This window comes from Streptomyces sp. NPDC001492, assembly GCF_053597275.1.
This window is the reverse complement of record NZ_JBSFHW010000020.1, coordinates 1-13,143: the sequence shown is the minus strand read 5'-3', so window position 1 is coordinate 13,143 and position 13,143 is coordinate 1. Positions and strand designations below refer to the sequence as shown.

Genomic DNA, 13,143 nt, shown 5'->3' with positions numbered 1-13,143 from the left:
CAGTTTTGAACACGTTCAACAACGGGCGTACGCTGCTGCCATGAGCGACAGAGCCGCCCTGCTGAAGGGCATCCGCGCCTGGCTGGCCTTCTTCGTCGTCTGCCTGGTGCTCAGCGGCGCCACGGCCTTCCCCCTGGTCCACGAACTGCGCTGGACCGAGGATCTGCTCCGCCACCTCCCCGCTCCGGACGCCCTCATGGACTGGATCGAGCGCGTCCGGCACGGACTGGACACCGCCGACGCCGACTACCCCTTCCTGCTCTACGGCACGGACTGGCTCGCCTTCGCCCACCTCGTCATCGCGGTCGCCTTCTACGGCCCCTACCGCGACCCGGTGCGCAACATCTGGGTCGTCGAGTTCGCGATGATCGCCTGCGCCGGGATCATCCCGCTCGCCCTGATCTGCGGGCCGCTCCGGGGGATCCCCTTCTGGTGGTCGGTGATCGACATGTCGTTCGGGATCTTCGGGGTGATCCCGCTGTACGTCGTACGGAAGAAGATCAAGCGGCTGGAGGGGCTGGGCGTGGGGGCCTCTCAGCGGTTGAAGGCGGGGTAGGCGAAACGCTCGGCGGTCGCCTGGCCGTCGCCCTTGGCGTCGGTCGAGGTGACCGAGTAGACCAGGGTGCGGGAGAGGTCGGGGGTGGCGGCGATCACCGTGGCGTAGCCCGGCCGCGAGCCGGTCTTGCCCCAGATCACCCTGCCGTTCAGCTCGAACCGCTCCAGCGCCGCCGCGTACCGTGCGCCGGGCACGTCGGGCAGCGTGAACATCTCCCTGAGCTGCGGCTCGGGCACGACCCTGCCGCGGAACAGCCCCACCAGCAGTCGCTGCAGATCGGCGGTGGTGGAGATCAGGTCCCCGGCCGCGAACCGGTCGGACATGTTCCAGTCGGTCACGTCCACCAGCCTGCCGTCGATCCAGTCGTACCCGCGGTTGTGCGGACCGTGGATGCGGGGGTCGGCGCCGACGGGGAACGAGCTGTCCCGCATGCCGAGCGGCCGGAAGATCCGTATCTCGGCCTGGTGTGCGTACGAGTCGCCGGTCACCTTCTCGATGAGCATGCCGAGGACCGTGTAGTGGATGTTGTCGTAGTCCTGCCGTGTGCCGGGTGCGTACGCCGGGCCCTTGGCGACGGAGGCCGCCACGACCTGCCGCGGGGTCAGCGTCTCGAAACGGTGCGGGTAGCCGTCCTCGACCGTGTCCCCGAGGGATGCGCCCGAGCGCAGACCGCTGGTGTAGTTGAGCAACTCCCTTACGGTGACGGGCTCGAACTCCTCGGTGAGGAGGCCGGGCAGATACTGCTGCACGGTGCCGTCCAGGTCGATGCGGCCCTCCGCGGCCAGTTGCAGCGCGATCGCCGCGGTGACCACCTTCGTCACGGAACCGGCCCGGAAGCGCCCGTTCTCCAGCGCCGGCGCCCCGGTCCGGACGTCCCGCACACCGGCCGTGCCGTGCCACGTCCCGTCGCCGCCGACGCGGATGGCCGCGGAGGTGGCGTCCGTGTCGGGCAGCCCCGCGATGGCGGCACGCAGGGCGTCGGTGTCGGGGCCGGTGGCGGCGGGGGCGGACGTGGAGGCGGTCGCGGGTGCGGCGAACGCGGGGGCGGCCGACGAGCCTGCCGCCAGGGCGAGGGCGAGGGCGAGTGACGCGGTGAGGGCGGCGGTGGTACGGGCGCTACGGGGGCGCATCGGCTGCTCCGGGAGTCGGCGGGTTGCTGTCGGTGATCATCCTCGGGGGGTGAAGCGTGATCGGGGATCGTCACCGAGGAGGGTGCCGACCCGGACCGGAGGCCTCGGGGATCCCTTACGGGCCGAGCCGGATGGGCTGGAAAGCCTCAGTTCACCTATATGTCGCTTATGCGTCATTAGTTCTTGACTGTGAGGACATGTGCGCAGCAGACTAGCCGTACGCTTACGTCGTAAACATACGACTTGGGACGGCCAGTCTGGAGGCGGATGAACGATGGATCGCACCGGCATCCCCCCGCTCCCCACCTTGTCCTGCCTGGATCTCAACGAGCCCCCTCGGGCTGCTCCACCTCGTCTGACCGTCGTGGTGCCGACCCGCAACGAGCAGGAAGTGATCCCCCTGCTGCTGCGTGCCCTGGGGCCCGCCTTCGCGTCCCTGGGTGCGGAGGTTCTGCTCGTCGACGACAGCGATGACGACACTCCGGCCGTCGCCGCGGAGCACGCGGAGCTGTGTCCGTGCCCCGTGCGCATGCTGCACCGCGTGCCCGGGGCCCGTGGCGGTGGCCTGTCGGGCGCGGTGCTCGCCGGAGCACGGCAGGCGCGGGGTGACTGGGTGCTGGTCATGGACGCCGATCTGCAGCATCCGCCGGAAGCGGCCGCGGCGGTCGCCCGGACCGCCATGGGGCACGACATGGACATCGTGATCGGGACACGGCACGCCGGGTCGGGTTCCAGCGGCGGGCTGAGCGGTGCCGGACGGTCCCTGGCCTCCTCCGGCAGTGCGTTGCTGGCCAAGGTGTTCTTCCCGCGCCGCCTCGCCACCGTCTCCGACCCGATGAGCGGACTGTTCGCCTTCCGCAAGGACGCCGTCGGCCTGGACCGGCTCAACCCCCTCGGCTTCAAGGTCCTGTTGGAGATGCTCGTCCGCAATCCGTCGGCCCGGGTCGCCGAGGTGGCGTACACCTTCGCGCCGCGCGCCGCGGGCCGGTCCAAGGCCTCCCTCCGCGAAGGGCTCACCTACCTGCGTCATCTGCTGAGGCTGCGCCGGACCGGGCGGCAGGGCCGGAGCGGTCAACGTGCCCGTGAGCTCGGCCGGTTGATCGCCTTCGGGCTCATCGGTCTGAGCGGGATCGGTGCCAACACGGCCGCGCTGTGGCTGTTCTTCGACGTGCTGGGACTCTCACCCCTGCTGGGCGCGGCGCTGGCCACCCAGGTCTCCACGGCCTGGAACTTCGCTCTCGTCGAGTCCCTCGTCTACCGCGGCACCGGCAACGGCACCCGCTCCGGCCGTGCCGCCCGCTTCTTCGCGCTCAACAACGTGCTGCTGCTCGGCCGTCTGCCGGTGCTGGCCCTGCTGGTGAGCTGGGGTGTCGGTGTCCTGTCCGCGAACATCGTCACCCTCGTCGGGCTGTTCCTGCTGCGCTTCCTGTTCAGCGACCGGATCATCTACGGAACCGGCGACCACCGCGCGGCGAAGCGCGACCCGGTGCGCACGCTGGTCGACCCGCAGTCCGCCGCGGACGACCCGGCCACGGCGCACGGCGCCCACAAGCGGCCGAAGTACCTCTCCCACCGCTACGACATTGCGGGCCAGGTCACCATCGGATCCCAGGTCGCCCTGCCCGAGCTGGAGTTCTTCCGCGCCCAGTGGGTGGCGCCGGACAGCTGCGACATCGTCATCCGGGTCGGCGACATCGGGCGCCGCATGCCACACCACCGCGCCGCCCTGACCGAACTCTCCCGCCCCGAGGACGGCCGGCCCCTGAGCCTGAACTACGAGGAGCAACTCGGCCGCATCGGTGCCAACTTCCGCGTCGATCTGGGCCACCCGGTCTCCATCGAGGTCAGCCCGCTGCTGGCGCACTCACCGCACGTCGTCTACACGAACGTCGTCGAGGCCCTGCTGCGCTTCGTGCTGGTGCCCCGCGGCTGGATGCTGCTGCACTCGGCATGCCTCGACTTCAACGGCACCGGGGTGATGCTCTCCGCCCTGACCGACACCGGGAAGACCTGCACCATCCTCAAGCTCCTGCGCGAGCAGGGAGGTCGCTTCCTCTCGGACGACATGACGCTGGTCGACGCGGCCGGCCACGCCCTGTGCTTCCCCAAGCCGCTCACCATCAGCGCCCACACCCTGCACGCGGTCCACGCGGACGACCTGACCGGCCCGGAGTGGATGAAGCTGCGCCTGCAGAGCCGGCTGCACTCCAAGGAGGGCCGCTCCTTCGCCCTGACCCTCGCCCGCCTCAACCTCCCCATCATGGCGATCAACGCCCTCACCCAGATCCTCGTGCCGCCGCCCAAGTACGCCGTGGACCGGCTGGTGCCCTGCGACATCGGCACCGCCACCGCCGTCCGCGACCTGTTCGTCATCGAGCGCGGTGCCCCCGGGCTGGCCGACATCCCCTCCGACGAGGCGGTCCGCCGACTCCTGGGCAACACCGAGGACGCGTACGGCTTCCCGCCCTTCCGCTACTTCGCCCCGGCCCTCACCGTGGACGGCCTCGACCATGCCGAACTGCGCGTCCGCGAACGGGAGATCCTCTCCGGATTCCTGTCCGGGGTCCGGGTCAGGGCCCTGGCCTCCGACCACTTCGGCTGGGCCGAGGAGATCCCCCGCCTGCTGGCGCGCGAAGGCGTCCACACGGCCGCCGACGGACATCTCGACGGCGAGGAACGGCCGCGCTGGGACTGGCAGTTCACGGCTCCGCTCGCCGTGAACGGCGCCGTCCGCCCGACGCCCGCCGGAGGACCGCCATGATGCGGCAGGCCCGGGCGCTGCGCACCGGCACCGCCATGCTGGTGCACGGCCTGACCGACACCGCCGGACGACCGACCGCCCGCGGTCCGTCCGGCACGAGCACCCGCGCAGACCCCGGCCCCCGGCGGAACCGGCCCGGGGCGCCGGATCTGCGCGGGCACGTTCTGCGCAAGCTGTACGCGGCGGTGCCGCTCACCGCCGTCCTCGCCCTGGCCGGCCTCATGCGGTTCTGGGCCCTGGGCGCGAGGGGGTTCAACAGCGACGAGGCCGTCTACACGGGAACGGCCGCCTCGCTGGCCGGCGACCCGACGCTCCAGCAGTTCTTCCCGGTCTTCCGCGCCCACCCGCTGCTGCTGGCCACCGTCATGTCGAGCCTCCTGGGGCGCGGGATCGACGACTACTCCGCCCGCGCCGTCACGGCGGCCATCGGAGTGGCCTGCGTCGCCCTGACCTATCTGCTGGCCAAGCGGCTCTACGGGCACAGGACGGGCCTCGCCGCGGCGCTGCTGCTCGCCGTCATGCCGTACCACGTGATCGTCAGCCGCCAGGTCCTCCTCGACGGTCTGCTGACCCTGTGCGCCACCGGCGTGCTGTACTGCGTGGTCCGGTACGTCGAGAGCACGAGCCAGCCATGGCTGCTCGCTGCCGGAGCAGCCATGGGCGCCACCGTCCTGTCCAAGGAGACCGGCGCCGTGTTCCTCGGCGCGCTGTACGGGTTCTTCGCGCTCACCAAGGGCGTCCCGGTCCGGCTGCGCCACCTGCTCTACGCCCTCGCGACCATGACCGCGGTGGCCGCCGCCTTCCCGCTCGCGGTGTACTTGTCGGGGAGCCACCGCACCGGACAGAACTACGTGCTGTGGCAGCTGTTCCGCCGCGCGAACCACCACCCGTGGTTCTACCTGGTCACCGTGCCCGGCGCGGTCGGCTGGGCCGTCCTCGTCGCCGCGGCGGCCGGACTGGTCTGGCTGCGCCGGCGGAACACCTGGCGCGAGCCGCTGCTGCTGTGGTGGATCGCCGTACCGGTGCTCTTCTTCGACCTGTGGCCCGTCAAGGGCTACCAGTACCTGCTGCCGATCGCCCCGGTGCTCGCCGTCCTCGCCGGACGGACCCTGGTCGCGGTCGCCGGACTGCGCCTGCCCGGACGGTGGCCCGCCCCCGTGGCATCCGTGGTGCTCTGCCTTGCGGTCGCGGCCTCCCTGGCCGTGCCCGCCGCCGCCCGGATCGACCCCCCGCCCACCGGAAAGCTGCTCGCCGGAACGGGCGGACTTCCCGGCGGCCGGGAGGCAGGCCACTGGGTCCGCGCCCATGTCCCCCGGGGCGCACGGCTGCTTGCGGCGGGACCGTCGCTCGCCAACGTGCTGCAGTTCTACGGCCACCGCCAGGTGTCGGCCCTCTCGGTCACCGGCGGCACGCTCCACCACAACCCGGCCTACCAGCCGGTGCGCAACCCCGACCGCGCGCTGCGCACCGGCCAGTACCAGTACGTCGTATGGGACTCGTACACCGCGGCCCGTTCCTCCTTCTACGGCGACAAGGTCCGCACCCTGGCGGCCAAGTACCACGGCATGACCGTCTACACCGGCGTCGAGCACGTGCGCGGCGGACCCAGCGGCGCCCACGCGGACCGGAAGACCATCGTGATCTACAAGGTGCGTGCGTCATGAGGGCCGCCCGGCTGCTCGGCGCGCTGGTCGCGGCTCTCGCCCTGCTGACTCCGGCGGCCGCAGCACAGGCCGGTTCGGACCCGGGGCCCGCGACGCCGATCCATCACTTCCTCTACCTCATGCAGGGCGGCCGGACGTTCGACAACTACTTCGGCACGTTCCCCGGAGCCGACGGTCTGCCGGCCGGTACCTGCCAGCTCCGCTCCGAACAGGACCGCTCCCAGGGCTGTGTCCGGCCCTTCGCGCTGCATGGCACGGTGCCGGCGCCGCTCTCGCCCACCCGCTCGATCATCGGCAACCAGCTGGACCGGGGCCGTATGGACGGCTTCGTGTCCGCCTACACCCGGCAGGGCCGCGACGGTTCCACCGCCATGGGCCACTACGACGGTCGCGACCTCCCCTTCAGCTGGGCCGCGGCACAACACGGCACCCTGTTCGACCGGTTCTTCTCCGCCGCCCCCTACGGCGCCGCGACCGAGCGCTCCTACTGGGTGTCCGCCACGCCCGCGCCCGGGAGCGGTGACAAGGTGCCGGCCGACGGCTACGGCGACCGGCCCACCATCTTCGACCGGCTCCAACAGGCCTCAGTCAGCTGGAAGTTCTACGTCGAGGGCTACCGGCCCGAGGAGACCTTCCGGACCGCCGGCAGCACCCAGCCGGTCCGCGTGCCGCTGCTCGGCTACGCCCGCTTCGTCGACGACCCGGCCCTGCGCGGGCACATCGTCGGCCTCGACCAGTACTATCGCGACCTCGACAAAGGCACCCTGCCGTCCGTCGCCTACATCGCCACGAACGGCTCGGCCGAGCGCTCGGCCCGCTCCATCCCCGCCGGCCAGCACCTCATCCGCAACCTCGCGACCCAGCTGGCGCTCAGCCACTACTGGGACAGCTCGGCCCTGCTGTGGACCTACGACGGCTCCGGCGGCTGGTACGACCACGTCTCCCCGCCCCGCGCCGCCGACGGACCCCGCGGCCTCAGGGTGCCCGCCGTCCTGCTCAGCCCCTACGCCCGGCAGGGCCACGTCGACCACACCGTGCTCGACTCCACCGGCGCGCTGCGCTTCGTCGAGGACAACTGGCGGCTGAAGCCGCTGGCCGAGCGGGACGCCGGTGCCCCGAGCATCGCCGGTGCGTTCGACTTCGGACACGGACCGCGCGCCCCCCAGGTCCTCCCCGCCCTGCAGGCCCGCCGCCCGGTCGGCCGCATCGACGCGCCGCTGGTCTACGGGATCTACGGCACCGCGGCCTCCGCGGTGGTCCTCCTCGCGGCTTACGCCGCCCAGGTCAGCGCCCGCTCCCCGCTCGACGTCCCGTTCCGCCGCCCGGGCGCCGGCTCCCGTCGGGGCCGTCCGACCGCGGGGCCGCGGCCCGACGGCCACTCCGCGGCTTCCCGGGCGGATCGTTCGGCCGCCGGCACCCCGCTCCAGCGCTCCGCCGCCGACCTCCCGCCCAACGTCCCGGGGCTCCGGAAAGGACCAGAGCGGTGAACCCCCGACGACCGCGCCCGCCACTGACCGCCGTACTGCTCGCCCTCGGCGGCCTGGTCCTCGCCGCGACCGAAGCGCCGCAGGCGTCCCCGGCCCCGCAGCCGTCCGCACCCGCGAAGGCCGGCGCGGCGAAGACCCCGGGCCACACGGCCTCCGACCCCCGCCCGGTCACGGTCGGCTTCCGCACCGTGCCCGCGGTGGCCGGTGTGCGGATCAGGTTCGGCGGCCATGTGGTCACCACCGACGCGGCCGGTCACGCGAGCTACACAGCTCCGCACACGCGCGCACCCCAGACGCTGCACCTTCTGGACACCGCCGTCGACACTGCGGGGCACCGCTACCGCTTCACCCGCTGGGCCGGTCAGCGCGACCCGGACCAGGCCTTCCGCCCCGTCGTGAACGGCCTCCCGCTGCGCGCCGACTACACGGTCACGGCCGCGTTCACCGTGCAGTACCCCGTGACCGCGCGCTTCACCGACCAGCACGCCGCCCCGCTCGACCTCGCCCACATCTCCAAGGCCACCGTGAAGAGCTCCACCGGACGGCTGACGGACCTGAACGTGCGCGGCATCACCTGGCTCGACGGAGCGATCCCGGTGTACCGCGGCAGCCGGCTGGCCGACACGCCCGTCACGTACTCCCTGCAGAGCCTGATCTACGACGGGGCCCAGCTGGCCGACGCCGGACGCCAGCGCTTCAGCCCTCGCACCTCGCAGCCCGTCACCTTCACCGGCCCCTTCCACGACCTGAGGATCACCGCGCACGACGCCGTCTTCGGCGGCCGTACGGGAAAGCGGGCCGAGGTGACCGGGCCCGACGGGAAGGTGCGCACGGTACGGTTCGGTGCGCACGGGACCGGCGTCCTCACTCATCTGCCGCGCGGCAGCTACCTGGTGAGGGTGAAGGCGCCCGCCGGCCTGATCGCCGACCAGGAGGTCCGGCTGTCCGGTTCGCGGACCGTCGACACCCCGGTGATCACGCCCCTCGACCTCCTGTTCGTCGGCCTCCCCCTGCTCGCCCTGGCCAGTGCGGTCCTGGTGATCCGTCGCACCCGCAGGCCCCGGCGGGGGTCGGAGCTGCAGCCGCTGAGGCCGGGACCGCTGGCAGGTGAGGACGTCTTCGCGAGGAGCTGGCCGCCGTGAAGCGCTGGTTCGTGCTGCTGGCCGCCCTCGTGCTGTGCTGCATCCCCTCCCCGGGACGCGCCGCCGACGAACCGGGTCCGGCCGCCCCCGCAAAGCCTGCCGTCCCGCTGCTGGCGTACTACTACCAGTGGTTCGACGCCGGTTCATGGCGGCGGGGCAAGACCGACCTCCCCGCTCTCGGCGCCTACTCCAGCGACGACGCCCAGGTGATCCGGCAGCACATCCGCTGGGCCAGGTCCGCGGGCATCGACGGCTTCATCACCAGCTGGAAGGACACCCCGAAGCTGGACCACCGGCTGGAGAAGCTGATGGCTCTCGCCAAGTCCGAGCACTTCAAGCTCGCCATGCTCTACGAGGGTCTCGACTTCGCCCGCCGTCCGCAGCCCGTGGACCGGGTCGCCGCCGACTTCCGCACCTTCCGCGACCGGTACGCCCACGATCCCGTCTTCCTGCGGCTGGACGGCAGACCGCTCACCATCTTCAGCGGTACCTGCAAGTTCTCGCGCGAGGACGTCGCCCGTGTCACATCGGGTGTCCGCCCCGGGCTGTTGGTGCTGTCGACGGAGAAGAACGCCGCCGGCTACCGCCGGCTCGCCGATGTCACCGACGGAGACGCCTACTACTGGTCGTCCGTCAACCCGGACACCTATCCCGATGCTCCGGCCAAACTCCGGGCCATGGCCCGCGCCGTCCACGCCGACGGACACTACTGGATCGCGCCGTTCGCGCCGGGGTTCGACGCCCGCCGCGTCGGTGGCACCTCCTCCGTCCCGCGCCGTGACGGCCGCACTTTGCGCACCGAGTACGCCAACGCCATGGGCTCCTCGCCCGATGCACTCGGTCTGATCAGCTGGAACGAGTTCAGCGAGAACTCCCAGGTCGAGCCGAGCAGGGCGTTCGGCACCCGCTACCTCGACCTCCTGCGCGAACTGCACGGTGCCGCACCCGCGCCGCAGTCGGCCGCGGCCGACGATTCCAGGCGCAGTCCCGCGCAGCACAAGGCCGAGCGCCTGGTCATCGTGGTGACGGGGCTGGTGGTTCCGGCGGTGGCGGTCGCCTGCGTCGCCGTGTGGCGACGCAGGCGGTCCGAGTCCGTCAGCAGGTGACCGACATCGTGGATGTGCTGGTGTTGCCCGCGAGATCGCGGGCCGCCACTCGGTAGCTGTAGGTGGCCGGGCAGGTGGCCGTCTTGTCGCTGTACGTCGTCACGTCGGGTGCCAGCGTGGCCAGGTACGTGCCGTTGCGGTACACGTCGTACGCCGCCACGGACTTGTTGTCCGTGCTCTTGCGCCAGTCCAGCCGCGCGGTGGTGGAGCCCTGCCGCTTGGCGGTCAGCGCGACCGGCGCCGAGGGCGCGCTGCTGTCCGGTCCGAAGTCGTACGTCTTCTGGTCGAAGACGGTGCCGTTGGAATCGGTGGGCGCGACGGTCACGAGGTTGCCGTTCACCGTGATCTTCAGGAAGTGGTACACCTGCGAGTCGCTGGTCGGGGCGGGCGCGGCGCCGCACTTGCGGCCCACGTTCGAGGTGTACGACCAGCTGATCCCGTAGGCGTCCGTGGTGGCGCAGCCGTGGCCCGCGAAGCCGCTCAGGTTGGCGCCGCCGCCCCCGGTCACGTAGCTGATGACGCCGCCGGGCGGGGCGATGTTGCGCTGGTAGATGTGGGCGTGGCCGTTGAGCACCAGGTTGACGCCGTTGTCGTGCAGCAGCTGCTCCAGCGTGTCGGTGCTGCCCGGGGTGTTCTTCAGGTACGCGTCGTCCGGCTCGGTCGAGTCGTCGGAGCGCAGCGGGAAGTGGAACGCGGCGATCTTGATGCCGCCGGGGTGCGCGGCCAGGTCCTGCTGGAGCCACTGGTACTCGGGCGACGACGTCGTCCAGTGGGCGTCGTGGTCGACCTGGTACTTGGCGCAGGGCGACCCGCACGCGCCGCCGGTGGCCGACCCGACGTTGCTGTCGGACCAGGAGGCGTCCAGTGCGTAGACGCGTACCCCGCCGGTGGTGAACGCGTACCACGTCGAGGGGTAGCTGGCCGGGGTCGAGCCGTCGAAGGAGGCGTAGTCCTCCATCACGTACTTGCCGCTCGACGCGGTCGCGGTCGCGCTCTCCGGCCAGGTGGTCAGCAGGGTCTGGTTGCGGCCGTGGTTGCCGTTGAGTGAGAAGTACGGGATCCGCTGCCCCGGCACGGTCCAGTACGAGGGCCCGAAGACGGCGCTGATGTTCACGCCCGTCTGGTTGAGGTCGCCGTAGCTGGTGGGCGTACCGCCCGGGTAGGCCACGTCGCCCGTCGTGAGGGCGAACCGGGCCCCGCTGCTCGCCAGCCGCGAGAGGACGTTGGCCTGGTTGACGTTGAGGGAGCCGTCGTTCACACCGCGGTTGGTGGTGTCGCCCCAGTCGCCGAGCGCGGCGAAGGTGACCGGCGACGTCCCGCCCGCGGCCTGCAGGGTCGTGAAGTCGGGGGAGGTGTTGGTGCCCAGCAGATCGGTCTGGGCGGCGTCGCCCGTGTAGATCCGGTAGCAGTAGTGGGTGTCGGCCGAAAGGCCGGTGACGGCCACCGAGTTCGTGTACTCCCGGACGCCGTTGATGGTGGTCGGCGAACCCAGCGGGACGGACTGCACGGTGTTCGCGGTGCAGTTGCCGAGCGGTCCGTACTTGACGATGCCTCGGGTCTGGGTCGTGGTGGCCCAGTTCACCTGGACCTTTCCCGTACCGAGATCCGTGAGGTAGGGAGCGCGGGTCAGCTGGGGGTCGGCCCCCGGCAGGTCGGCGCGTGCCGAGCCCGGCAGAGCGGCTGCAGCCGCCATCGCGAGGAGGGCCGCGGCCGAGGCACGGATGAGGTGTCGGCGGCGTCTTGTCGTGGTGTTCCGTGAACGAGGCATGGTGGCTCCGCCTGAGGTCGCAGGAATCGGGCATGACGGGTCTTCAGCGCATGCGCGCATCTGATGTCGTAGCCGCCATCGCGACGAAGAAGGGGTGGGCCACAGGGACGGCCGACCCTCCTTCACCCGAACGGTCGCCCAAGGGTCGGCGAATGCGTGACACTCCACGCGGCACCGCGACCACCTGCCACGGAGGGGTGCCGGGGCCCAGGATTCTGGAGCGGCTCCTTCCGGATCCGGTGAATGGCCATGGAGGCCCCGTGTACGACGTTCGCCCGCATCAGCAGGCCAAGAGCCGTTCCGCGCGGCACGAGCAGGGGCGGCGGTCGCGCGCCCTGGGGAGAGCGGCGAGTGGCTGTGCCATGGCTGCCCTGCTCGCGGCGGCGCTGACGGCCCCTCAGGCGGCGGCGGCAGACCTGAGCCGACGGTGCGGGTGCGGAGACGGGGACGGTGGCGGCGGCTATGCGTACGTCGCGAACTCCGGCGCCCGTACGGTCTCGGTCGTGGACGCGGCCGAGAACGCCGTCGTCGGCACCATTTCCGTACCCTCCGGCGCGGCGGACATCGCCGTCGGCTCGCACGGCGGGCGCGCGTACGTGACCGGCGGCGCCGGATCCGATGCCGTCACCGTGATCGACACCACCCGCAGGACCGCGATCCGGACCATCCGCGTCGGGCAGCGGCCCGAAGGCGTGGCCGTGACCCCGAACGACAAGCGGGTCTACGTCACGAACGCCCGCAGCAACACGGTGTCGGTCATCGACACCGCCACCAACCGGGTCACCAAGACCCTCCACGTCGGCCGCCGGCCACAGAACGTCGCCATCACCCCGGACGGCTCCCGCGCCTTCGTGACAAACCTGCTCTCGGGCACGGTGTCGGTGATCTCCACGTCCCGGGAGAAGGTGATCGACACCATCCGGTTCACCACCGCAGCGGCCCCCTTCGACGTGGCGATCGCGCCCGACGGCCGCCGGGCGTACGTGACGCTGGGCCTCGGAACCGACGCCGTGGCCGTGATCGACACCAAGGAGCGCGACGTCGAGGACACGGTCATGCTGCCCGAGGGCGCGGAGCACCTCGCCGTCACCCCGGACAGCCGCCGGGTCTATGTGACCACCGGCTTCGGCTCCGACGGGGTGTCGGTCATCGACGCGCGCAACGACACCGTGAGCGGCTACCTGGACGTCGGCGCGGGCGCGGAAGGCATCGCGCTCGGCGACGGGGGGCGTCGCGCGTACGTGACCTCGGGTGCCGACGCCCGCGAGACCCAGGTCGTCGACACCAGCACCGGGGAAGTCACCGCCACCGTCGAGGTGGGGGCCGGGCCCAACGCCGTGGCGGTGGCGGGCGGCGCCTCGTAGGGTCCTTCCGCGAAAACCATGCTGCGCGCCGTCGGCAACCTCGGTTCGCTCCGCGACCCGGACAGCTTCCGGTCCTGGCTGATGGCGATCGCCTGCGCCGCCAAGTGGCAGCGCAGGCGTTGCGGGTGGGTCAGCCGGTGAACGCGCGTTGCGGGGTGCCGGCGG

General features: G+C 71.7%; 10 protein-coding genes. 8 read left to right on the top strand and 2 right to left on the bottom strand.

Annotated elements, in window-relative coordinates; translation table 11 throughout:
- Positions 1-40: 40 nt before the first annotated feature.
- Complete coding sequence (locus tag ACWC1K_RS24520) at positions 41-556, top strand: hypothetical protein (RefSeq protein ID WP_450834261.1); 516 nt, start codon at positions 41-43, stop codon at positions 554-556.
- Here ACWC1K_RS24520 and ACWC1K_RS24515 read toward each other — a convergent pair.
- Positions 535-1,686 carry a serine hydrolase domain-containing protein gene (locus tag ACWC1K_RS24515; protein WP_450834260.1) on the bottom strand — a complete coding sequence of 384 codons (1,152 nt, stop codon included), beginning with the start codon at positions 1,684-1,686 and terminating at the stop codon, positions 535-537. The genes ACWC1K_RS24520 and ACWC1K_RS24515 overlap by 22 nt on opposite strands.
- 274 nt (positions 1,687-1,960) lie before the next feature.
- Here ACWC1K_RS24515 and ACWC1K_RS24510 point away from each other — a divergent pair, with 274 nt between their 5' ends.
- Genes ACWC1K_RS24510 through ACWC1K_RS24490 form a run of 5 tightly spaced genes read left to right on the top strand, consistent with a single transcriptional unit; the run spans position 1,961 to position 9,846 of the window.
- Positions 1,961-4,447, top strand: a complete 2,487-nt coding sequence (locus ACWC1K_RS24510) for a glycosyltransferase (RefSeq protein ID WP_450834259.1) — start codon at positions 1,961-1,963, stop codon at positions 4,445-4,447.
- Entirely contained in the window at positions 4,444-6,111 is a 1,668-nt protein-coding gene (locus ACWC1K_RS24505) for an ArnT family glycosyltransferase (RefSeq protein WP_450834257.1), read from the top strand. Before ACWC1K_RS24510 ends, ACWC1K_RS24505 begins: the two co-directional genes overlap by 4 nt.
- A complete protein-coding gene (locus tag ACWC1K_RS24500) occupies positions 6,108-7,598 on the top strand; it encodes an alkaline phosphatase family protein (protein ID WP_450834255.1) in 1,491 nt (496 codons plus the stop codon). The genes ACWC1K_RS24505 and ACWC1K_RS24500 overlap by 4 nt, the downstream gene beginning before the upstream one ends.
- Complete coding sequence (locus ACWC1K_RS24495) at positions 7,595-8,740, top strand: hypothetical protein (RefSeq protein ID WP_450834253.1); 1,146 nt, start codon at positions 7,595-7,597, stop codon at positions 8,738-8,740. Before ACWC1K_RS24500 ends, ACWC1K_RS24495 begins: the two co-directional genes overlap by 4 nt.
- Positions 8,737-9,846 carry an endo-1,3-alpha-glucanase family glycosylhydrolase gene (locus tag ACWC1K_RS24490; protein WP_450834251.1) on the top strand — a complete coding sequence of 370 codons (1,110 nt, stop codon included), beginning with the start codon at positions 8,737-8,739 and terminating at the stop codon, positions 9,844-9,846. Before ACWC1K_RS24495 ends, ACWC1K_RS24490 begins: the two co-directional genes overlap by 4 nt.
- On the opposite strand, the gene ACWC1K_RS24485 is transcribed toward ACWC1K_RS24490, so the two are convergent.
- Complete coding sequence (locus ACWC1K_RS24485) at positions 9,836-11,614, bottom strand: fibronectin type III domain-containing protein (RefSeq protein ID WP_450834249.1); 1,779 nt, start codon at positions 11,612-11,614, stop codon at positions 9,836-9,838. The genes ACWC1K_RS24490 and ACWC1K_RS24485 overlap by 11 nt on opposite strands.
- A gap of 260 nt (positions 11,615-11,874) precedes the next feature.
- Between ACWC1K_RS24485 and ACWC1K_RS24480 the strand changes: the two genes are divergently transcribed.
- Together ACWC1K_RS24480 and ACWC1K_RS24475 are read left to right on the top strand one after the other, a co-directional pair.
- The gene (locus ACWC1K_RS24480; RefSeq protein WP_450834248.1) at positions 11,875-12,978 is read left to right on the top strand and encodes a YVTN family beta-propeller repeat protein; all 1,104 of its coding nucleotides are present in this window, start codon (positions 11,875-11,877) and stop codon (positions 12,976-12,978) included.
- Positions 12,979-12,996: 18 nt separating this feature from the next.
- A complete protein-coding gene (locus ACWC1K_RS24475) occupies positions 12,997-13,119 on the top strand; it encodes a hypothetical protein (protein ID WP_450834246.1) in 123 nt (40 codons plus the stop codon).
- The last annotated feature ends 24 nt before the right edge of the window (positions 13,120-13,143 follow it).